Annotated in this window: 17 protein-coding genes and 5 tRNA genes; 2 read left to right on the top strand and 20 right to left on the bottom strand. The window is 46.6% G+C overall.

Features of this window, described 5'->3' with window-relative positions; genetic code table 11:
* Positions 1-19 precede the first annotated feature (19 nt).
* The 6 genes from L5M49_RS02420 to rmuC form a co-directional block, all read right to left on the bottom strand.
* Positions 20-2,191 carry a DUF3488 and DUF4129 domain-containing transglutaminase family protein gene (locus tag L5M49_RS02420; RefSeq protein ID WP_263265380.1) on the bottom strand — a complete coding sequence of 724 codons (2,172 nt, stop codon included), beginning with the start codon at positions 2,189-2,191 and terminating at the stop codon, positions 20-22.
* On the bottom strand, positions 2,188-3,294 hold the full coding sequence (locus tag L5M49_RS02415) for a DUF58 domain-containing protein (RefSeq protein WP_263265379.1): 1,107 nt from the start codon (positions 3,292-3,294) through the stop codon (positions 2,188-2,190). Before L5M49_RS02415 ends, L5M49_RS02420 begins: the two co-directional genes overlap by 4 nt.
* Before the next feature lie 71 nt (positions 3,295-3,365).
* Positions 3,366-4,277, bottom strand: a complete 912-nt coding sequence (locus tag L5M49_RS02410; RefSeq protein WP_263265378.1) for an AAA family ATPase — start codon at positions 4,275-4,277, stop codon at positions 3,366-3,368.
* Between the two features lie 185 nt (positions 4,278-4,462).
* Entirely contained in the window at positions 4,463-5,167 is a 705-nt protein-coding gene (locus L5M49_RS02405; RefSeq protein WP_113939636.1) for an EAL domain-containing protein, read from the bottom strand.
* A 239-nt stretch (positions 5,168-5,406) separates the two neighbouring features.
* Entirely contained in the window at positions 5,407-7,332 is a 1,926-nt protein-coding gene (locus L5M49_RS02400; RefSeq protein WP_263265480.1) for a transglycosylase SLT domain-containing protein, read from the bottom strand.
* A gap of 81 nt (positions 7,333-7,413) precedes the next feature.
* Positions 7,414-8,988 (bottom strand): DNA recombination protein RmuC, encoded by a 1,575-nt coding sequence (gene rmuC / locus L5M49_RS02395; protein WP_173245045.1) that lies wholly within the window; start codon positions 8,986-8,988, stop codon positions 7,414-7,416.
* 253 nt (positions 8,989-9,241) lie between these two features.
* On the opposite strand from rmuC, the gene msrP reads away from it, so the two are divergent.
* Together msrP and msrQ are read left to right on the top strand one after the other, a co-directional pair.
* Positions 9,242-10,276 carry a protein-methionine-sulfoxide reductase catalytic subunit MsrP gene (gene msrP / locus L5M49_RS02390; RefSeq protein WP_263265377.1) on the top strand — a complete coding sequence of 345 codons (1,035 nt, stop codon included), beginning with the start codon at positions 9,242-9,244 and terminating at the stop codon, positions 10,274-10,276.
* Positions 10,277-10,322: 46 nt separating this feature from the next.
* Positions 10,323-10,985 carry a protein-methionine-sulfoxide reductase heme-binding subunit MsrQ gene (gene msrQ / locus L5M49_RS02385; protein ID WP_263265376.1) on the top strand — a complete coding sequence of 221 codons (663 nt, stop codon included), beginning with the start codon at positions 10,323-10,325 and terminating at the stop codon, positions 10,983-10,985.
* Positions 10,986-11,143: 158 nt separating this feature from the next.
* On the opposite strand, the gene gloA is transcribed toward msrQ, so the two are convergent.
* The 14 genes from gloA to L5M49_RS02315 form a co-directional block, all read right to left on the bottom strand.
* A complete protein-coding gene (gene gloA, locus L5M49_RS02380) occupies positions 11,144-11,554 on the bottom strand; it encodes a lactoylglutathione lyase (protein ID WP_006087315.1) in 411 nt (136 codons plus the stop codon).
* Positions 11,555-12,045: 491 nt separating this feature from the next.
* Positions 12,046-12,687: an endonuclease III gene (gene nth / locus L5M49_RS02375; protein WP_168825144.1), complete on the bottom strand. Its 642-nt coding sequence runs from the start codon at positions 12,685-12,687 to the stop codon at positions 12,046-12,048.
* A gap of 192 nt (positions 12,688-12,879) precedes the next feature.
* Positions 12,880-13,578, bottom strand: coding sequence for an electron transport complex subunit E (locus tag L5M49_RS02370; protein WP_028760019.1), 699 nt, complete (start codon positions 13,576-13,578; stop codon positions 12,880-12,882).
* Positions 13,571-14,209, bottom strand: coding sequence for an electron transport complex subunit RsxG (gene rsxG, locus L5M49_RS02365; RefSeq protein WP_105252444.1), 639 nt, complete (start codon positions 14,207-14,209; stop codon positions 13,571-13,573). The genes L5M49_RS02370 and rsxG overlap by 8 nt, the downstream gene beginning before the upstream one ends.
* A 73-nt stretch (positions 14,210-14,282) precedes the next feature.
* Positions 14,283-15,332 carry an electron transport complex subunit RsxD gene (gene rsxD / locus L5M49_RS02360; RefSeq protein WP_263265375.1) on the bottom strand — a complete coding sequence of 350 codons (1,050 nt, stop codon included), beginning with the start codon at positions 15,330-15,332 and terminating at the stop codon, positions 14,283-14,285.
* Positions 15,333-15,358: 26 nt separating this feature from the next.
* The gene (gene rsxC / locus L5M49_RS02355) at positions 15,359-17,932 is read right to left on the bottom strand and encodes an electron transport complex subunit RsxC (protein ID WP_263265374.1); all 2,574 of its coding nucleotides are present in this window, start codon (positions 17,930-17,932) and stop codon (positions 15,359-15,361) included.
* Positions 17,926-18,540, bottom strand: coding sequence for an electron transport complex subunit RsxB (rsxB, locus tag L5M49_RS02350; RefSeq protein WP_028760015.1), 615 nt, complete (start codon positions 18,538-18,540; stop codon positions 17,926-17,928). Before rsxB ends, rsxC begins: the two co-directional genes overlap by 7 nt.
* A 1-nt stretch (position 18,541) precedes the next feature.
* Positions 18,542-19,120 (bottom strand): electron transport complex subunit RsxA, encoded by a 579-nt coding sequence (rsxA, locus tag L5M49_RS02345; protein WP_006081543.1) that lies wholly within the window; start codon positions 19,118-19,120, stop codon positions 18,542-18,544.
* A gap of 125 nt (positions 19,121-19,245) precedes the next feature.
* A complete protein-coding gene (locus L5M49_RS02340) occupies positions 19,246-21,150 on the bottom strand; it encodes a GGDEF domain-containing protein (protein WP_212600557.1) in 1,905 nt (634 codons plus the stop codon).
* A gap of 211 nt (positions 21,151-21,361) precedes the next feature.
* A tRNA-Asn gene (locus tag L5M49_RS02335) sits at positions 21,362-21,437 on the bottom strand.
* Positions 21,438-21,487: 50 nt separating this feature from the next.
* A tRNA-Asn gene (locus L5M49_RS02330) sits at positions 21,488-21,563 on the bottom strand.
* A gap of 43 nt (positions 21,564-21,606) precedes the next feature.
* Positions 21,607-21,682 (bottom strand) — tRNA-Asn (locus L5M49_RS02325).
* 32 nt (positions 21,683-21,714) lie between these two features.
* Positions 21,715-21,790: transfer RNA gene (locus L5M49_RS02320), tRNA-Asn, on the bottom strand.
* 57 nt (positions 21,791-21,847) lie between these two features.
* Positions 21,848-21,923, bottom strand: a tRNA-Asn gene (locus tag L5M49_RS02315).
* Positions 21,924-22,065 lie beyond the last annotated feature (142 nt).

Below are 22,065 nucleotides of genomic sequence, written 5' to 3'. Positions count from 1 at the left end.
ATAGCTCAGTTGACGAATGCTAGGCTAGCGTGAACTTATCTTTCACTTTGGCTCTGAGCAATAACCAGTTGAGTTGCTTCGCCGCCGCTTTAAATGCGGTTAAATGCGCTTGATAGTCATCAGCCGGTAAATCTTGATATTTCAGCGCCACATAACTTTGGGTCAAGGTGTGCATCAGCGTGCAAAGCTGTGGTGCACTGTGTTGGTATTGCTCGATAATCTGCTGCGCAAATTGGTTTGGCCCATCACTGTCATTACGCTTAATACCATGGCGGGCGAGGCGATTGCAGATCTGTTGATAGCGGGCGCTGATAGGATCGCCCTGAGTGCTAAAATGTAATAGCCCCGCACTGTAGGCGATATAGAGCACGATAAGGCTGATACACAGCCCCATAAAAACCGCGATTTTAGTGTTAGTTACATCACCTAAGATGCCGCTGAGCACTTGATTCTGCCTATCTTGATTGAAACCCAATACCCAAACGCTCCAGTAATAATCTATGCTGGCAAAACGTTGTCTTAACTCATTGAGCCAAGGCATGGATTTAAAGTGTAAGCTACTAAAAGGGCTTTCCTGCAGGTAACTCAGTGCGGGATCAAATTGAGCGTCGAATCCTTGCTCGATACGATCGGGCGCCACCATAGCGGTCGGGTCGAAACGCACCCAACCTTCACCTTCGAGCCAAACCTCTGCCCATGCATGGGCCATATATTGATACACGCTGTAGTAACCCGCTTGCGGATTAAACTCTCCGCCCTGATAGCCTGTGACCATACGCGCGGGTAAGCCTGTGGCCCGCGCCATAACAATGAAGGCTGCGGCATAGTGCACACAAAATCCGGCTTTGTTTTCAAATAGAAAATCATCTACTTGTTGCGGCCCAAGGGGGGGAGGCGTGAGTGTGTAGAAAAAAGGCTCGGTATTGAAGTGGCGCATCATGGCCCACAATCGTGGCTTAGGCTCGGGATACTGAGTCTTAAACTGCTCAGCTAACGTTAAAGTGCGTGGATTACTTTGGCTCGGTAGTTCGAGGTTAATCTGCCTTTGCCGCGCAGATAGCCTGAGATCCATCTTAGCCTTAGGCCAAGACTCTACTTGATAACTCATTCGCTGATCGATATTGCGCAGCGCCAACAGCCGATAGTCGGGCATATTGACCACGTTATCATCTTGGCTATAGGCCACATCGAGACCAAATAACCACGGCTGGTGGCTCGGCTCAGCAATCACTTGATAACGAATACTATGCTTATCTTGCTTACTTAATGCGATCTCTTGATCTTCACTGCTTATCGGAGCAGGACTATTGCTCATGGGATCACTCATGGGATCAGGATTATTGACCATCAATGCTGGGCTGGGCCGTGAGGGCGGAAACAGCAGCGCATCTTTTTGCAACTGTTTAATCCCCGCTTCTTGGCGCCAAGTGACACCATCATAGTTCTCCATCACGAGGGCACGCCAATATAACTCGGCATTAATGGGCGTTGCATTGGTAAAACTCGCCCTAAAGGCAAGTTCAGTCGAACGGGTGAGCTTACCTATATCACCAATCGCTAGACTATCGGACAAGCCCGTTTGGGCTTCTTTCATGTTAGGCACTAACCAGAGCGGTGCAAGACGCGGTAACACTAAAAATAACAGCAGCGCGAGGGGAAGGCTCTGGAGTAAAAATTTGCCACCGATCCAAGCCGTGTGTTTTAAGGATTGCTTATCTTGATACAAAGTCACGAGTACGCAGGTATTGATCAGCGTTACCACGAGTAAATGCGCGGTATTAAGCAGGGATTGATGGTCGATAAAGGTCAGCGCGATAATAAAATAGCCCGCGAGGACGACAACGCGCACATCCCTTTGATTACGCATTTCAATGTATTTTAAGGCATAACCTAACAGCAGCAGATTCACTAGCGCATTGAGTAAGCCGATTTCCTTTGAAACGAGTGCCAATGTGGTTGCGGCGCCGATCGCAAGACTGGTCACCAAAAAACGCGGTGGTTTTGCCACTTTGCCGACATAAATCCCCACACGCCACAGCAAACAGATAGCGCAAATGCCCAAAGTCCAAGGCGTGGTTTTATCAAATAGTGGGCTTAATACCGCAATATTGGTGATCAATAACCAAAAAAGTGTCTGGCGGCTAATATTGTCGCCGATTTGAGGTGTCGTGCTATTGGCCGCTAACTTCATACTTGCTCCCTCGAAGTAGGGATATGATGCTGCTTGCGGGGAGCTTGATTCGTTTTTTGTGGCTGATTAGCGGCTGATGACTGATATGGGGGCTTCGCCGTTGAAGGCGCTAATTGTGGATATAAGGCAATGGCTTTTTGACAGGCGATCCTATGGTGATTGCCTATCGCGGGCGCGATCAGAACATCGTCTCCCATTGGGTTTTGCAGATGTAAGCCAAAATACTGCTCAAGTTGCGTGAGTTTATTGACTTGCCAGCTTAACTGACTCAATTGGGTTTCGAGGCGTTTGGCATCGGGTCTGAGCCTTAACCAGACGGGATCACCTTGAGGCTGCTGGAATTCTTTAGTCAGCATGCCGCGACCCTGTGCCCATTGTTTCCATGCCACTTGCTTGAGGGATTCGCCGAGCACATGGGGTTTAAGGCCTTTAAACTCATCAATCCCCGACACATGTTTACCCGCGAGTAACAGGGGATCTTGCTCCGACTGGGTATGATCAGCCTCAAGCTGTAGCGGCGCTTCAATCGGCTGGGCAAAGACTAAGTGACTAATGGCTAAATCCACATGTGACCACGCGCGGCAAAGCCCTAAGGGATAGAAGGATTCAATTTTGAGCCGACCCGGTGACACATGACCCCGCTGATGATATTCGAAGGGCACGAGCGCTTGTTGTTCATCTGTACCCAGGTTCTGCACCGTATAAGTGCGATTATTCGGATAGTTAAGTTGTATGTTATGGCCACTATGGTGAGTGCTGATGAGGACGGGAAAGGTTAAGGTTTCGCCCGCATAGACTTCGGGCGGCGTCGTGGCCCGTAAATGTAAGCCGGCCAGATTTTTGTAACTGTATAGAATGCAGGTATTAAAGAGGCTTAGGAGTAAGATGCTGAGGCCAATGACTAAGTTGTTTTGATAGTTAGTGCCGAATAAGTATAAGAGTAAAACCAGACCAAGCCAAACTAACCCAAAACCGCTCGGCAGAATAAAAATGCTGCGATGGCTTAAGGTTATTTCGGGACTCGGTGGCAAGCGTCTTGCTAACCAACGTTGCCAAATCGGGACTAACGTCGGAATGAAAGTCGGGAGTATCAGTCGTTTCACTTCTGAGTTATTTCCTTAGTTTAATGGGTTAACTGCATACTTTAGCGATATCTCCTCATTACAGTATCTTGCTACATAATAGGGTTAACGCTGGCGAGAATTCGCTCAGATAGGGCTTCACCCTGTAATTGGCTACTGGTTCTGAGTCTATGCTCCGCTACACAACAAAATACCGCTTGCACATCTTCGGGGACTAAATAATGTCGACCTTCTAAAAAGGCCCATGCCTTAGCTGCTTGTAATAGCGCTTTGGTGGCACGGGGTGATAACCCCACGCTATCACTTTGGCTACGGGAAAAACTCACTAAGGCCAGAATATAATTGAGTAAGGCATCGGAAGCGCTGACCTTGTCGCACTGCTCTTGCAGTTGCATTAAGGCCATCGGTGTCAGGCATTGGGGCAATTGATCTAAGGTTAAGTGGTTATGATTGCTCTTAAGCATAGCGAGTTCAGCATCGTGGCTTGGATAACCAATAGAAAGACGCATCATAAACCTGTCGAGCTGCGATTCTGGTAGCGAAAATGTACCGGATTGATCGGTGGGATTTTGAGTCGCGATTACAAAGAAAGGATTGGGCAATCTGTGGGTGATGCCATCGACGGAAATTTGTTGTTCGGCCATCGCTTCGAGTAAAGCGCTTTGTGTCTTAGGGCTGGCGCGATTAATTTCATCGGCCAAAATCATCTGCTTAAAAATTGGTCCAGGATGAAAGATAAATTGTGCTTGATGTTTATCAAAAATCGATACGCCGAGAATGTCGGCAGGCAGCATGTCACTGGTGAATTGGATCCGCTGATAGCTCAAACCTAAGCTTTGGGCTATACCATGGGAAATACTGGTTTTACCCATGCCGGGTAAGTCTTCAATCAACAGGTGCCCACGGGCGAGAATACAGGCTAGAGCGAGACGAATTTGCCTAGGTTTGCCCAGCAATATTTGTTCGAGTTGTTGTAGTAATTCGCTGATCCCAGATTGTGCCACGGGCGACTCCTAATACATTTGGAAGTGTGCTTAAGGTGCATTTGCAAGCTGATGTGCGTTATCACTATGGCGGATCATCGCCCGTATATCCAGTGGCATTTCTAGTGCTAAATCAATTACTCGACAGCATTAGGTCTGGTCTTGAGTGGGCTGGTGGCGCGAATGTAAACCGTTTTAGCCTGATCTTACGTAAGGCACAGTGCTTGGCTGCTGGTGGGGCGAATAAACCAGGATTTAAACAAAAAGCCTTGGACAAAGTCGACACCGATATCGCGCGCAAAGGCTAAGTGAGCTTCAGTTTCTATGCCTTCTAAAATGCATTGTTTGTGAGTCTTTTTGGCAAAGTTGACCAATGCAATTAATAATTGGGCTCCCTCTGGGTGTGTTATGTGCGTTAACCAATGACGGTCAAATTTAAGATAATCCACGTTCATCATCAGATCGACACTGAGCATGGAGTGGGGCGCACCAATATCATCCAGCGCCACATGTATCTTAGCTTGTTTAAATTGAGTGAATAATTGACTGGCCAGCTGAGCATCGTTAATGCAGGTGTTTTCGATGATCTCGACCGTGACTCGTTCATAGTGGGACAGCAAACGAATGAGCTTGGCGGTATGTGGTCCATCGACGGCGTGGGGATCAACATTGATAAAAATTCGCTGCTGACTCGGCGCATGGATGAGTTGAAATGCCTTGGCTTGATATTCAACTGCAGCGAGTATTTCTGTGGATTCATGCAATTGCTCGAACACAATATTAGGTGCAACCGCATCACCATTAGGCAAGTAAAAGCGTGCTAAGGCTTCATAGCCGTCGATGGCTAAAGTATGAGGATTGACAAAGGGTTGGTATTCGCAGCTAAGCGTTAACGAACTAAGGTTAATCATGGGTGTAATGGGATTCTTAATGCTTTAATACTAATTATTCGCATTTAACGCCCTTCAGTGCAAACAAGTTTTCGATAAAACGGCGTGATTGCTGAATAATTATTCGCTTTGCTAATTATTTGAATTTAGAGAATAACATTTAGAATTTTTGGTGGTTAAAGCATGAGCTTTACCCTAGGGTATGCTGAAAAGTAGGAACTCGATGCTGCTGAGTATCGAGTTCCTTTTCATGTCGCGAGTTAGTAAGCAAACTTAAGCTCAGCTTCGCTGAATAATGGCTGTGCTTTTTGCTTTTGCGCCTCATAAATCAATCGATAGCTGAGGACGGCTTGAACATATTCACGGGTTTCAGTAAAGGGAATCGCCTCGATAAAGCCCATGGCATCGAGTTTGCCATCAGAGTTTGATAACCAGCGACGCACGCGAGAGGGACCCGCGTTATAGGCCGCCGTCGCGAGGATGCGGTTTTGGTTAAACTCTTTCAACAGCTGGGCATAGTAAGCGCTACCAAGATTGAGGTTAAGCTCTGCGCTGTAGAGATCCTTTGGATCGCTATATCTGGCCCCGTGTTTTTTGGCGGTAGCTTTGGCCGTGGCAGGCATAATTTGCATTAGGCCACGGGCACCTACGCCCGAGGTCGCATAAAGATAGAATGCACTTTCGCGGCGGCTAATCGCACGGATCTCATCGATGTTAACCCTATGCTTTTTGCTGGCGTGCTCAAAACCGGCTTGGTGTGCCATAGGGAAGCGTAGAGGAATATCATCCCACAACTTACCTTGAATACTGGCTTCAACACCAAAATCGTACCAGCCCTGTTCATGGGCATAGCGTCCATAGCGTGCTCGCATCGTATTGTCACTGCGTTTTAGTAGCGACATCCATTCATAGCGAGCATCAAAATAACGGTCGAGCGCCATTAACTCTTGCACGCGCACAAAACCCAGATCATCGGTTAACTTTTGGCTATTGGCATCAACAACAGGCTCAGGGCTTTGATTGAGTGATACCGGTTTATTTAAGAACTGCGCAGCAGCAAAACCGTAAAAATTACGTTCATTACTGATTGTCGCGAGCGCTTTTATGGCGCTTTCAGGCGCTTCTTTGGCATTGGTGCGATAAAGCCAGTATTGCCAACGTTCCTTTGCCAAGGTTGCTGGTTGGAGTAGGTTCAAGTAACGGGCAATACTGCGCATGTCGTGATCGCGGATAGCCCATCTTAAACGGCGCTCAAATAGGTCGTCATTTTTCAGCTCAGTGAGCACATTGTCGACATAGTTTTTATAGTTATCATCTTGTTCAATTAAAATGCGGCGAACAAGGTATTTATCGAGTTGCTGCGCTTGTTCTGGGGTAAAACGATGGGCCTTTTGATACCGTTCATACAAATTAATGGCTTGGTCGAGATCCTTACGGGCAAGGCGTTTTAATCCTGCGGCAACAATGTCACCGACAATGGGATTTTTATCTTTAAACTTTTCGGTATGGCGCAGGCTATTGGGATCTTTATAGACGGCGACTAAACGCTTAGCTTCGTTACTATGGGTGGTGATTTTTTGGGATAAAAAACTCAGTAAACTCGTTTCGCCAGCCTCGAAACTCAGCATCATTCGCGCCCATACGACATCTTGAGTGCGTTTACCGGCTTTGGTCCATGTGTTGAAAAGAGGATCACATTCCTTTGGGCGCGAACCCCCAAATACCCAAAGTGATTGTGCGGCCGCATAAGCCGTTTTTAGATCGCCCTTGGCGAGTTTCGCCTCATAGTAATAACACTGCAGGCGGATGTCGGTAGGCGCTTCTGGGGTGATCGCAAGATAATCATTCCAGCGTTTTTGGCTACCAGCATTGTTTAAATATTTAGACCGTAACCTATTGTACATGGGTGTGGTTTCATATTTTTCAATCAAGGCTTTAGCTGCATAACCCTGTAAGGCATTAAGAGCACCTATGTCGATATCATGATCTAAATAAATCGCGAGCGGATAATTACCTAGTTTTGCCCGTAGGGGTTTATAGGTTGCATAATCTTGCTTCTTCAGGGCTTTTTCAGCCTCAAGAAAGGTTTTCTGCGTTGACGTTAACGCAAGTGCAGCAGGGGCATTCAATGCGCCTGCGAGCAATATTGCACTGGATATAACCACATTTATAACTGCTTTGCACATGGAGCGTTTGCCTCCGGGCATCAAGGTATCAATCGACATGTCCGTATCGATTTGAGGTAATTAATGGGTGTTCAATTCTTGTTATCTATCATTGCACTCGACAGGCTCGAGTTCTGTGTCCTTAGGATCGCGGGTATGCGATAGATTAAGTTCAGCGTCGTCATCCTGAGTGTCGTTATCGTCTTGGGCTTCATTGAGTGCTTTTTCTAGCAGCATTTTATCCAGTTGTTTGCTGGTATCGACCCCGAGCTGCTGCATTAAATGGGCTTGACGCACTAGGTTGCCTTTGCCCGATGACAGCTTGTTCATTGCGCTGTGATAGGTTTTTTCTGCATTATCTAAGGCGCGGCCGAGTTTTTCCATGTCTTCAATATAACCACATAACTTGTCGTAAATTCGACCCGCTTGTTTTGCAATGGTTTGTGCGTGTTGATTTTGATATTCGTAGCGCCAAATATTGTTAATTGTGCGCAGGGCCACCAACAAATTCGTTGGACTAACGAGCATGATATTCTGCTCAAGGGCAAAATTGACTAGGCTAGGATCATGCTCCAATGCCAGTAAAAATGCCGGTTCGATAGGAATAAACATCAATACATAATCGAGACTCTTAAGGCCATGCAGATGTTGATAATCCTTTTGACTTAAGCCTTTAATGTGACTGCGAATTGAAATGACATGCTCGTTAATGGCCTGTTGGCGCAGTGCCGGATCTTCACTGTTGAAGTAGCGCTCATAACTGACCAACGACATCTTAGCATCGATGACCACATCTTTATTTTCTGGCAGATGCACAATCACATCCGGCTTAAAGCGTTTACCGCTATCATCTTTGAGATCTTGCTGAGTATGGTATTCATGGCCCTCACGTAGACCGCTTTCTTGCAGCACGCGATCGAGGATCACTTCACCCCAATTACCTTGTTGCTTGTTATCGCCCTTGAGTGCTTTGGTCAGGTTGATAGCATCTTGGCTCATCTTTAGATTGAGCTCCCTTAAGTGCTCAAGCTGATGTTTGAGGGCGCTGCGTTCGGATTGTTCGTGGGTGTAGGATTCACGAATTTGCTGTCTGAATCCTTCTAGCTGTTGTTTTAATGGCCCAAGCACGCCTTCGAGTTGGCTGGCATTTTGGTGCTTAAAGTTTTCGCTACGTTCTTCAAAAATACGGTTTGCGAGGTTTTCAAATTGGGTTTGTAAACGCACTTCGGCCGATTCTAAGCTGGCAATTTTATCCTGCAGCGATTCTTGCTGGGCATCGGCCTTGGCTTGAATGGTTTGCTGCATGGCATTGGATTTCGACAGGGCTAATTGGATCTCTAACTGACGGCGCTGGCTATCATTTAATTGCTGCTCTAAGGTGGGAACGCGTTCGGCTAAGGCCTCGGCTTTGCCCAGTTGTTCAATCTTGAGCTCAAGGCGTTGCTGGTATTGACGTAATTGCGCTTCTTTGTCATCGACCAAAATTTGCTGTTGTGCTAAGGATAATTCTGCATCTTCATTTACTTGACGCATTTCTTGCTCAAGTTGGTCTTTGTGTAGTTGCCAGCGTTGGCGGGTGAGTCTTTGATTGAGCAGAGCACCGATCAACAGGCCTAAGAAGGCAATGGCGAGAAGGCCGATGATTTCGGCGACAGAAAAAGATTGAGAAAATGGCATGATCAATAGCACTCCTTTAGCTTTGGCGCTTAGGTTCGCATGCCCCCCAACAGGCTTCAAGCCCTTTAATCAACTATATCTGCGCTTAATGCTTGAATGAGCAAGTCTTATACGTTTAAGGTGAATTTATTCACGGGTGGAAAGTTTTTCTGGCTTTTACCTGTCTATATAAGAGTGAGCGATACAGACGAGCGCCAGAGAAGGTTTTTATCGCAACTCGGTGACTTTAATCATTGGATGGTAGAGGTGTCAATTGGCTAAAAATTCCCGTTTTACCCCAGGTATTCTTAAAAAAGCGCAGTGGCACATGCAAGACAACCAAGTGACGCCCGAAGCGGTATTTCGCTCGCGTCGGCAAATTGTAAAAGCCATGGGACTCGGTGCTATCGGTGCCAGCGTGCCCGGTTATGTGCAGGCTGGATTATTCGATCTATTTGGCGATCAACCTAAGTCCTCATTTATCACTACGCCACTGACGTTTCAATCCAATAAGCAGTACGGTGACGCCGATGTGTTAACCCCGTTTGATAAAGTGACGCAGCATAATAATTTCTACGAATTTGGTACGGACAAGCAAGATCCCTTCAATAATGCCCAAGGCTTTAAAGTCGACCCTTGGCACCTGCGTATCGAAGGTGAAGTTGAACGGCCCATGACTTTAGATTTTAATGATCTGACTAAAATGTTCCCGCTTGAGGAGCGTAACTATCGCCTGCGCTGTGTTGAAGCTTGGTCTATGGTGATCCCTTGGGTGGGGTTCCCGCTGGCGGCATTATTGAAAAAAGTTGGCGTCACCAGTAAGGGCAAGTATGTCGCCTTTGAAACCGCCTTCGATCCCGAACAAATGCCGGGGCAGAAGAGCCGATTAATGGGCGGTGGTATTCATTATCCCTATGTTGAAGGCCTCACGATAGCCGAAGCAATGAACGATTTAACCTTAATGTCGGTGGGGTTGTACGGTAAAACCTTGCCACCGCAGAACGGTGCGCCCATTCGCTTAGTGGTGCCGTGGAAATACGGCTTTAAGAGCATTAAATCAATCGTGCGAATTCGCGTCATGGATAAACAACCGCCGACCAGCTGGAATCAGCTTGCTTCACACGAGTATGGATTTTATGCCAACGTTAATCCGGCGGTGGATCATCCACGCTGGTCGCAGGCCACAGAGCGTCGTATCGGCGAGGGGGGATTGTTTTCAGCAACCCGCATCGATACCCAGCCGTTCAACGGTTACGGCGAGTTTGTGGCTTCACTGTATGACGGCATGGATCTGAGGAAATACTATTGATGATTGGTTTGTTGTTTGGGGATTCGCCATTAAGCGGGGACAAGCTATGTTGAGATTAACCGCTAAGCACTTGTTTTGGCTAAAAGCGTTATTTCATTTGTTGGGTTTAGTGCCCATCGTCTACCTTGTGCTTACAGTGGTGCTTGGCCGTGCAGGCGGCGATCCCGTGCAGCACATTATCCACTACACAGGCATAGGCGCATTAAATGCACTAGCGGCGACCTTGCTGATCTCACCGATTGCCAAGTTGACCAAGCAAGGGCTGTTGATGCTGACCCGCCGTTTAGTGGGGTTATATGTGTTTGCCTATGCCACTTTGCATATCTTGGCCTTTTTTAGTTTAGATCTGTTGTTTGCTTGGGAATTACTGTTTAGCGAGGTGGTAAAACGGCCGTATATTTTAGTCGGCGCAGTGGCTTATCTTATCGTCACCGCTTTGGCGATAACTTCGTTTAAAGCCTTGATGCGCAAGATGGGACGTCGTTGGCAAACCTTGCATAATGGGGTGTATTTAGTCGCTATATTAGCGCCAATCCATTTTTACTGGTCGGTAAAATCGGAAATCATCGAGCCGAGTCTGTATATCGTAGGTTTTAGTGTGTTGCTGCTGTGGCGCACGCCTTGGTTTAAACGTCATTTCAGCCGTAAAGTGGCGAACAAAACCGAGCGAAAGCTGACACAAGATAAAGCTTCGATAAAGTCGGTTTAGACGCATGGCGCGAGCAGTAAATCACTGGCTTGATTTATGTTTCTTTGTGCCTAATGTGAGATCTAAAGTATAAAAACAAAAATGCCGAATGAAGATCCGGCATTTGTCGCTGAATAAATAGTCTTGCTCAGCTATTTTTCGGGTTCAGTTGGCAGGACTTAACCTAAACCTTGAGTCGCTGATTTCATTTGAATGAACTCAATTTTATAACCGTCTGGATCTTCAACAAAGGCAATCTCTGTGGTGCCACCTGCGACTGGACCTGGTGCACGTGTTACTTTGCCTCCGGCTGCGGCAATAGCAGCGCAACGGGCGTAGATATCTTCATCGCCAATCGCTAAGTGGCCAAAGCCAGTGCCTAAATCGTATTTGTCAGTACCCCAGTTATAGGTCAGTTCAACCACGGCTTGGCCTGTGGATTCTTCACCGTAACCCACGAAAGCTAAAGAATATTTGTACTCTGGATTTTCAGAGGTGCGAAGTAGCTTCATGCCGAGCACTTCAGTATAAAAAGCAATACTGCGTTCTAAGTTACCGACGCGGATCATAGTATGTAATAGTTGCGACATAGGTCCTCTCTCTAAATAGATTACGGGGTGGAGTATACCAAAAATCCGTAGATGGACCTCGATAAATGTCAGCCATTGTTTTTACTGCGCTTGACCCAGATTAACGCTTAGGATAGGGAAATGATTGTCTGTAAGAGGAATTTTCAGGATTTAGAAGAGAAAATTGCCGATAAATTGGCTATCGCTCACAAAACACAGATACAAACATGGGTTTTTATCACTGGGTTGATAATAATGTAGCCATACCAACTAGGAGAGTGAATGATGAACACCGAACTTAAAATGGCTTTAGGCACCACAGTTGTTATTGCTTTATTTTTCAGTGCTTTTTTTGTTTCAATGTTTTAACGACTAATACAAGTTTGAGTTGACCCAGTTCCAAGTTAAGCAAAAAAGCCGCTATTGCGGCTTTTTGTTTGTCTGAAATCCAGTCTAATCAATGTGAAAACAACACTGAAACGTCAATTTGCTCCACTCAGTTGATTCGAAGCTTATTCTTCAGGGTATATTTTTTCTTTAAATTCACACAAGTCTTCAATGATACAGCTACCACAGCGGGGTTTGCGCGCGAGGCAAGTGTAGCGTCCGTGCAGGATAAACCAGTGGTGTACATCGACTTTAAATTCCGCCGGCACGACTTTTAGCATTTTCTCTTCCACTTCGACTACGTTCTTGCCGGGCGCGAATTTAGTGCGATTGGCGAGGCGAAAAATATGGGTGTCTACGGCGATGGTTGGCCAACCAAACGCAGTGTTTAGTACCACGTTAGCCGTCTTGCGGCCAACGCCGGGCAGAGATTCTAGGGCTTCGCGGTTTTCTGGTACTTCGCCATTGTACTTTTCAATCAAGATCTCACAGGCTTTGATCACATTGATGGCTTTGTTGTTGTATAAGCCTATGGTTTTTATGTATTGCTTTAAACCCTCTACGCCAAGGGCATAAATGCTGTGGGCTGTGTTTGCCACAGGAAAGAGCTTGTCTGTTGCCTTGTTGACACTCACATCTGTTGCTTGGGCCGATAACGTCACTGCCACTAGCAGTTCGAAGGGACTTGAAAAATTGAGTTCGGTTTCAGGTTTGGGATTGTTATCGCGAAGACGAGTGAGGATCTGGATACGTTTTTCTTGATTCATGTACGATTCCTGCGCTGTGGTGGGTTTCAACTCTCAACCGTTCATTATCACTATCTTATTAATGATGATTGATGAGTTTACAACCCACGTTCGCTGATTTTCTTATGCTTTGAGTTTTGCCGCTAATCATGTGCTAGGCACACATTAAACGCGTTAACACGAGCGCCATAATGCCTGTCGTTACTTGAAAGCCTAACCTACCTTAGTGATCCGTGCGCGGGTAACGCTCGGTTCTGCGGCGACTTGAGGTTGGCGTTCTTTGACTTTTTTATCAATCACATTTTTCAATGCAATCAATAATCCCATCACGATAAATGCGCCGGGTGGCAACATAGCAAGGAGAAATGGGGTATCGACTTGCCATAGATGCATGGTTAACGATTTAGCCCATGGGCCGAGCAGTTGATCCGCACCATCAAACAGTGTGCCTTGGCCTAAGATTTCCCGCGTTGCGCCCAGCACTGTAAGCACTAAAGTAAAACCAAGGCCCATCATTAGACCATCGAAGGCGGCACTAAACGCATTATTACGCGAGGCAAAGGCTTCGGCGCGGCCGATGATGATGCAGTTCGTCACAATTAATGGCAGGAAGATCCCAAGGGATAAATACAGGCCGTAGGCATAGGCATTGATGAGCAGTTGCACTGTGGTGACTAGCGCGGCGATGATCATCACAAACACAGGAATACGAATTTCTTTGGGTACATAGTCGCGCACCAGTGACACCAAAATGTTAGAGCCAATCAGCACCAGCATAGTGGCTAGACCAAGGCCAAGGGCGTTAGTGATCGTTGCAGTAACCGCAAGTAGCGGACATAAACCTAACAGTTGCACTAGGCCTGGGTTGTTTTTCCACAGTCCTTGCCACGCAATTTCGCGATAATTAGTCATGGTTGGCCTCACAATTTAGCGGCTGGCTGAAAATTTGTGCTTGGTTAGTGCTGAAATACCATACCGCGTTTTTGACTGCTTTAACATAAGCGCGCGGGGTAATGGTTGCACCGGTAAATTGGTCAAAATCGCCGCCATCTTTTTTAACTAACCATTGCTTATCATCTGCAGAGCCCAACACTTTACCAACAAACTGAGTGACCCAATTCGATTTACGTAGTTCAATTTTGTCACCCAGCCCAGGGGTTTCTTGGTGGGACAAGGTACGTACGCCTAAGACTTCACCTTGGATATTAATCCCAACAATTAATTTGATATTACCGCTATAGCCATCGGGTGCGATGGCTTCCATGGCGATAGCGACAGGCTTGCCTGCATGGGTAGCAATATAGGCCGGCATTGGACTATCCGTGCCTAATGCTTCTTTGTTTAATAGCAAGGTACACTGAGCGGTAAGCTCGTTATCATGTATTTCATCAGGGATTAATTGTTGCAATACTCGCATCAATTCCTGTTGTTCTTGCTGCTTAATCTTGTCAAAGGTTTGTTGATTGACCGCGGCGACGAGACCCGTGCAAATCAAGGCAAACAGCGCCAATAAAAAACCATTTTTAATCATCGGATTTTTCAACTCTTTTTCCTTAAGCTCTCGTTGCCAGCAGAATGACATTATCTTGTAGCATGACTTAGTCCGCCAAATGGCCTTAGCTAGCTGAATGACCATAGGTGCGTGGCCGCACATAGTAGTCAATAAAGGGGGCGCAGAGGTTAGCCAATAACACAGCAAAGGCAAAGGCGTCAGGGTAACCGCCTTTAGTGCGGATGATATACACCAACACACCAATTAACGCGCCGAAGATAATGCGACCTCGGGGGCTGGTTGCAGCTGTGACGGGATCGGTTGCGATAAAAAATGCCGCTAACATGGTCGCGCCAGAAAATAAATGTAATAGGGGACTGCCTTGGGTATCGGGCGACAGTAAGAAACCAATACTCGATGCAACAAAGAGCCCCAATAACACGCCAGTACTGATGTGCCAACGAATGGCTTTCAGTTTAAGTAACACTAAACCGCCAGCCAGATAAGCTAAATTCACCCAGAACCAACCTACGCCTGTGCTGCCATCAAAGATGGCTTTAGTTAGGCTTTCAGTGGTGGTTAATCCTAGGGATAAATCGGTTTTAAGGGTATCGAGTGGCGTCGCCATTGCGATGCCATCTATTCCTAAACGAAACTGTTCCAAGTTAACGTGGGCGCCAATGTTGAAGATAAGTTGCAAGCTCTCAGCTAGGCTAGGCGAATGCAGCGCAACGGTACTCGGTGCTATCCAAGTGGTCATTTGCACTGGGAATGAGATTAACAGCAATACATACGCCGCCATTGCAGGGTTAAACAGGTTATGGCCTAAACCGCCGTAAAGGTGCTTAACGATAACGATCGCAAAGGCGGTGCCCATCACTATCATCCACCAAGGTGCTAGGGGAGGAATGGCGACACCAATCAAGATTGCGGTCAGCATGGCGCTGTTATCGCTAAGGCTGGCTTTGATATCACGATTGCGAAGTTTCATCACCGCGGCCTCACAGCTTAGGGCAACAAGGATCGCCAGCAGGACTTGCACGAGCGTGCCCCAGCCAAAAAAGGCGCATTGCACCACAAGGCCCGGCAGTAAACATAAAATCACCCTTTGCATCACAGTTGAGGTATGCAAATTACGTGTGACATGGGGTGATGAGGCTATTTTAAACGCCATTGTGTTCCCTTTTTATCATTCTGTTCTTAATCATTAGCAACATTTGAATCGCTCGAAGCTTCGGTTTGTTGAGCGAGTGCCGCTTTTTTGGCTTTCGCCTTGGCGATGGTCGCAGCAATCCGTGCTTTTTTAAGCTCATCGCCTGATAAGGCTGCCGTTTCAATGGGTTCTGCGGATGGTAAAACGGCTTCAGGTTTGGCTGCTGCTATCGACGGCGATGCCATGTTAGCTTTAGTTTGAATGTCGTCAACGGACTCTATTTCAGACTCAGCTGCTGATGCCGCAGCTATTTTCTTCGCTTTAGCACGAGCAACAGCGGCGGCCACTTTGGCCTTTTTAATCGCTTCAGCGTCGTTAACGTCAGTAGCGGCGGCTTCTGTATCATCATTCACATCTGCTTGAACGCTAGCTGCGGAATCAACTGCTGGAGTCGCTGTCTGAGTTAAATCATTGTCAGCATTTGTCTCAACTTGCTGCGCGGCTTTTTTCGCTTTAGCACGGGCAACCGCGGCGGCTACTTTGGCTTTCTTAATCGCTTCTGAATCATTAACGTCACTAACGCTAACATCACTAACGCTAACGTCAGTATTGCTAACTTCAATATCACTAGCGGCGGTTTCTGCTTGCTGCGCCGCTTTCTTGGCTTTTGCCCGCGCGACTGCGGCAGCCACTTTGGCCTTTTTATCATCGGCAGCGCTGGCTTCTGATGTGCTGTCAGTGGTTTCAGTAGGCTCAAGCGGCGCAGTATCGGCTTGCTGAGCCGCCTTTTTAGCTTTGGCACGAGCAATGGCCGCGGCGACTTTGTCCTTCTGAGATAACGGCACTTCTTGCGCGATTGCATTTGTTGCTAAGAAGGATTCATCACTTGCAGTAACATTCACCACATCGTTTGTATCAGCACCATTGGCATTCACTTGGGCGGCTTTCTTCGCCTTAGCGCGGGCGATGGCTGCGGCAACGGCAGCTTTACCCTTGGGCGCGTCTGTCGTATCAGTGCTTATTACGTTTGATTGATGATTCAATGATTCTTCAGTCGACAACTCTTCAGTTGCTGATTGTGCAGCTGCGGCTTTTTTCGCGGCGATCCGTGCCATGGCTTCAGCGACGGCATTTTTATCCGTGCCAGTCATAGTCGCTTGTCGGCGCTCTGCGGCTTCTTTGGCCTTAGCTTCACGGGCAAGCTTTTCTTCTTCAAGACGCGCTAAACGGGCATCGAAACGCTGTTTAGCGCGCTCCGCTTGCTGCTTTTCATCGGCGGCTTGTTTAAGTGCGGACTTGGCAATGCGGTAATACTCGACTAAGGGAATATCACTCGGGCAGACGTAACTACAACAACCGCATTCAATACAATCCTTTAGATTGTAGCTGGCAGCTTTGTCATATTCTTCGGCCTTGGCGTGCCAAAAGAGTTGCTGTGGCAATAAGAGTGCAGGGCAGGCATTGGCGCATTCGCCGCAGCGGATACAGGCTTTTTCTTCTGGCGTAGTTCCTATTTCTTGGCTGCTTGGCACCAGAATACAGTTAGTACCTTTTAAAATAGGCACTTGGATATTCGCCAACGCATGGCCCATCATAGGCCCGCCAATAATCACCTTTTGTTCAGGCTCTGGCGTGAACTCAGTCGCAGCCAGCACATGCTCAACAGGTGTGCCTATCGGTAACCAGTAGTTCCCCGGTTTACCGACATTTTTGCCCGTCACAGTCACAACACGCTCAATCAGCGGTTTACCTTGAGTAACCGCTTGATGAATCGCAAAGGCAGTGCCGACGTTATGCACGACGATACCGAGTTTGGCGGGAATAGCGCCCGAGGGCACTTCGCGGCCAGTAATTATTTGAATTAACTGCTTTTCACCACCAGAAGGATATTTTGTCGGAATGACCGTTACCCGAATGCTGTCCGCTGGGAGCCCACATTGCACGACTGCAGCTTGCATGGCTTTTGCCGCTTCTGGCTTATTATCTTCAATGGCGATAACAATGCGTTTTGGCGTTAATAGCCGATGAATAATGCCAATACCGGCGAGGATATCTTGGCTGTATTCGCGCATTAATCTGTCATCTGCGCTGATATAAGGTTCGCACTCGACGCCGTTGATGATGACTAAATCAATTTCACTGACCGGATTAAGCTTAATATGAGTTGGAAACGCCGCGCCGCCCATGCCTGCAATGCCAGCAGCACGGATCTTATCGATCATCTGTTGATGGGTTAAATCATCAAGCTCATTTTGCACCAGCTCACACCAAGTGTCTTTGCCATCGGCTTGGATAACGCAGGTATTAACCGGCAATGCTGAGGCGTGGTTACTGGCCCTTGGCTCAATGGCAACGATAGTGCCTGATGTCGGCGCATGCACAGGTAAATGCCAAATGGAGGTGCCTTGCGTTAACGGCGTGCCTTTTAATACGCTATCGCCGATGTTTACCGCAAGTGTGCAATTTTCACCGACTTGAGGAATGGGCACTAAGTACGTATCGGCTAAGGGCAGTTGGCTAATCGGCGTCGCGTTCGAGAGGAATTTGACTTCGGGTGGATGTATACCACCGGGTGAGCGCCAAAGGGTTCCTTTATCTAATTGATCTAATAAAGTTAACACCGCTTTTCCTCTTCTAACTGTGGGTCTTGGTTCTGAATCTCTTTGATGAGAGTGTCTTGGATGAGAGTCACTGGGATGGCATTTAAACGCCAGTTCCAATTTTTAAGATTCTGGGTGACTGGGATCATATCAATACAATCGACGGGACAAGGCTCAACACAGAGATCGCAACCCGTGCAATCGGTTGTCAGCACAGTATGCATAAGCTTACCTGCACCGATAATCGCATCCACGGGGCAGGCTTGAATACACTTAGTGCAGCCAATACATTCGTCTTCACGTATGTAGGCTACCTTTTTCACTTGAGATTGTGCTTCGGCATTCAGCGGCTCTGGCTCGACGCCCATCAGGGTCGCCAGTTTTTCCATGGTGGCAGTGCCGCCGGGAGGGCATTTGTTGACTTTATCGCCGTTGGCAATCGCTTCAGCATAAGGGCGACAGCCAGGGTAACCACATTGACCACATTGGGTTTGTGGCAGAATCGCTTCGAGTTCATCGACAATCGGATTGCCTTCAACCTTAAATTTAACGGCGGCAAAACCGAGTAATAGTCCAAAGACTAATGCCAATAGGGTCAACAATATGACTGCAATTAAAATTCCGGACATCTTACTTAACCAATCCTGTGAATCCCATAAAGGCGAGGGACATAAGACCTGCGGTGATCATCGCTATGGCGCCGCCTTTGAAAGGTAAGGGGACATCTGCGGCTGCTAAACGTTCGCGCATCGCCGAGAAGAGAATTAACACTAATGAGAAGCCTAACGCAGCACCAAAGCCATAGATAGCCGATTGGATAAAATCGTGCTTCTCGTTAACGTTCAATAGGGCAACACCCAACACAGCACAGTTAGTTGTGATCAGCGGCAGGTAAATCCCTAAAGCGCGATGCAGTGCAGCACTGGTTTTTTGCACCACCATTTCAGTAAATTGCACCACAACCGCAATCACTAAAATGAAGCTCATGGTTCGCAGGTAGCTCAGATCAAAGGGCAATAGTAGATACTGGTTGACGAGGTAACTGAGAATAGAGGCTAACGTCAGCACAAAAGTGGTCGCCATAGACATGCCAATAGCGGACTCCAGTTTACTGGAGACCCCCATAAAAGGACACAAGCCTAAGAATTTCACTAAAACGAAATTGTTGACCAGTACTGTACTGATCAACAAGAGGAGATATTCAGTCATCTCAATACTTTTCTAAACGGATCTTGGCCGTATTATCGACTTTTCCGTTTGCATAAACAACATATAGAATGCAGGGTTAACCATCTTTACTGTAAATTTTGGCGACGAATTAACCCGTTAAAGTATTAAATTTGATCTGTAATCGCCATGGCTTGGGGCTGTGCTATGTAATAGCCTTGCAATCCATCAACTAAGAGTTTTTCGAGGGTGAGTTTTTCTTCTTGGCGTTCGACGCTGGTCGCAATAACCCGAATGCCTATCCGCCTTGCGACATCCACCATCATACGGACGAAGAATTTATTATTGCTGTCTTCATCAATGTTCGACGTGTAGCTGCCATCAAGCTTTATGTAGTCTGGGCGCACTTCACTGAAGAATTTGAAGGACGTAAAGCTCATGCCAAAACGCTCTATCGACACCCGTGATCCAACGCTATGTATTTCGCGAACGAACTTATAGCTTGCCCCTAAGTTAGACTGCATACCGGACTCATTGATCTCAAATACTAAGCGCGAGGCGATGTATTTTTGCTTGCCTAAAATGTCCTTTAGCCAAGCGACAAACATATCTTGATGCGCAGAAAATGCGCTGATATTGATGCCAAAGTTACCCGAAATGGTCGGGTTTTCCTTAAGCATTCTTAATGCACTGATCACCACCAGTTTATCTAATTCAGAACTCATTCCGTGACGTTCGGCCATAGCGATCACTGTGGTGGTCGGTAAAAACTTACCTTCGCTATTGTAAAAGCGCGCCAACAACTCACGGTAAACCTCTACATCAGTTCGGCAGGGCTGAATTGGCTGTTGGTAGAATTTTAATGCTTGGCGAGTGACTAAATCATTGATCGCCATTTTCCAGCGATCATCGCCAAACTGCTCGTCACCATTGAGTTTTTCTTGGATATGATAACTATTAGGCCCAAGGGTCTGCGCTATGCTGACTGCGGTATCCGCAATCGTCAGTAAATTAACCGCATCGGTACCTTGGTGATAGGGAACTAAACCGATATGGGCAACAGATTCCGCTTTTGTCATCTGCAAATATTCATCGAGATAAATTTTTAATTGATCTAAAAATTTTGGCGCATCCTTCAGCATGACATCAGGAATAAAGATGGCAAAATCAGCACTCGATACCCTGAAACATTCTGCATCTGAATACTTACTACAGGCTTTGCGGATACAATTGGCCACCCTTGAAAGATAATCATCCCCCGCTGTTCGCCCTTGTTTTTGATTGATTTGCGCAAGCTCTGTCGCCTTAACCATTGCCATCAGCCCCAATTGAGGAATATCGGGATTGCTTATGGTTTCTAATTTTTGGGTAAAGCGCTGGCGACTACCAAAACCCGTCACTGTGTCTTGATAGGCCGCTTTATGCAGCTTTTCATTCTCTTGATTGAGTTTATCGATTTGGGCTTTAAGTTGAAGACGACACTCTTCAAGGGATATTCCAATGGGGTTTAGCTCATCTGTGAGTTTTGATGATGCGACAGCAGAAAACCCTAACTCAGGTATTTTTGAAATATAATCAGCAGCATAACGTATCGCCGCCCTATGTTTTGACATTAACAGAATAAACACTAACAGCAAGATAAGGTAAGCCACCAGTAACATGACACCGAGCTTTTGAGTATGACTAATCGAAGTTTCAATCGCTTGGTTTGCACTGAGTTTGACTTGTAAACGACCGGTTGCCAATTTTTGTGTATGACTGAGCTCGATAGAAAATAAACGGGCTAAAGGATGAGGATGTTGGCTGTCTAAACGACCTTCAGTATGACTCCGTTGGCCATCGGTATCATCAATATATTGGAAAAATTGGAATGGGTAATTTTCAGAAAGTTTTTTGAAGAGTTCGGCTCCATCACCTTGCCATTGTTGGTAGCGGGTTAAACTGGTTTTAAAGCTATCCAGTTCTTGCTGTTGTTGGATTTGTAATTGGCTATTTTCGCTTTGATATACCCAAGCAAAAAGACCTAAGAAAATAAGCAGTAAAAAAATTGGATATGATTTTGACATGGCCATAAAAATCCGCTCTATTTTTTTTGGTGAGCTCAAACAGGATAAGTTTAAGTCAAGAATACTTAACTGCAGCTATCTGTGTGATGACACTCATAAATTTTTATTAATAAGCTGATAACAGTGTAACTGCATTTGCTTAAAAACAAAACGGAAAAGAATAGGGTAACTTGAAGCCGGAAGAGGCAAAGGCACGAGAACAAAACGAAGAATAAATTGGCTCCCCTGACTGGACTTGAACCAGTGACATACGGATTAACAGTCCGCCGTTCTACCGACTGAACTACAGGGGAGTAGAGGGTGCGATATTGCTATCGACTTTACAGAAATAACACTTTTTAAATGGCTCCCCTGACTGGACTTGAACCAGTGACATACGGATTAACAGTCCGCCGTTCTACCGACTGAACTACAGGGGAATCGAGTTGCGATATTACTATCGACTTTTTAGCTTGCTTAAATTGGCTCCCCTGACTGGACTTGAACCAGTGACATACGGATTAACAGTCCGCCGTTCTACCGACTGAACTACAGGGGAATCATTTTAATGCTTCAGCTTGATAATGTAATTGGCTCCCCTGACTGGACTTGAACCAGTGACATACGGATTAACAGTCCGCCGTTCTACCGACTGAACTACAGGGGAATTGTTTACAACTTATCTTACTGCTTGTTCTAACTCATTTTTATCATGTGCTTAAATTGGCTCCCCTGACTGGACTTGAACCAGTGACATACGGATTAACAGTCCGCCGTTCTACCGACTGAACTACAGGGGAATCGTTTCACACAATCGTAGCGACTCGTTGAGAACGGAGCGCATAGTAAAACGCTCTGTTGGATGAGTCAACTCGAGTTACTAAAAAAAGTGTAATTATGCTGTTAAGTGCTCATCTAATGTGCATCGTGGTGCAGAATTCG

This window comes from Shewanella sp. SM74 (assembly GCF_025653725.1).
GTDB lineage: Bacteria > Pseudomonadota > Gammaproteobacteria > Enterobacterales > Shewanellaceae > Shewanella > Shewanella oncorhynchi.
The sequence above is the reverse complement of the archived record's forward strand: the minus strand, read 5'-3'. Positions and strand labels throughout refer to the sequence as shown.

Coding starts and splice junctions, on each gene's coding strand:
- L5M49_RS02400 (WP_263265480.1), bottom strand. CDS start 7,332: ATGTGCAAAGCAGTTATAAATGTGGTTATATCCAGTGCAATATTGCTC.
- L5M49_RS02405 (WP_113939636.1), bottom strand. CDS start 5,167: ATGATTAACCTTAGTTCGTTAACGCTTAGCTGCGAATACCAACCCTTT.
- L5M49_RS02340 (WP_212600557.1), bottom strand. CDS start 21,150: ATGGCCATGTCAAAATCATATCCAATTTTTTTACTGCTTATTTTCTTA.
- L5M49_RS02420 (WP_263265380.1), bottom strand. CDS start 2,191: ATGAAGTTAGCGGCCAATAGCACGACACCTCAAATCGGCGACAATATT.
- gloA (WP_006087315.1), bottom strand. CDS start 11,554: ATGTCGCAACTATTACATACTATGATCCGCGTCGGTAACTTAGAACGC.
- rsxD (WP_263265375.1), bottom strand. CDS start 15,332: ATGGCGTTTAAAATAGCCTCATCACCCCATGTCACACGTAATTTGCAT.
- rsxB (WP_028760015.1), bottom strand. CDS start 18,540: ATGTCCGGAATTTTAATTGCAGTCATATTGTTGACCCTATTGGCATTA.
- msrQ (WP_263265376.1), top strand. CDS start 10,323: ATGTTGAGATTAACCGCTAAGCACTTGTTTTGGCTAAAAGCGTTATTT.
- rsxA (WP_006081543.1), bottom strand. CDS start 19,120: ATGACTGAATATCTCCTCTTGTTGATCAGTACAGTACTGGTCAACAAT.
- rmuC (WP_173245045.1), bottom strand. CDS start 8,988: ATGCCATTTTCTCAATCTTTTTCTGTCGCCGAAATCATCGGCCTTCTC.
- L5M49_RS02370 (WP_028760019.1), bottom strand. CDS start 13,578: ATGACTAATTATCGCGAAATTGCGTGGCAAGGACTGTGGAAAAACAAC.
- nth (WP_168825144.1), bottom strand. CDS start 12,687: ATGAATCAAGAAAAACGTATCCAGATCCTCACTCGTCTTCGCGATAAC.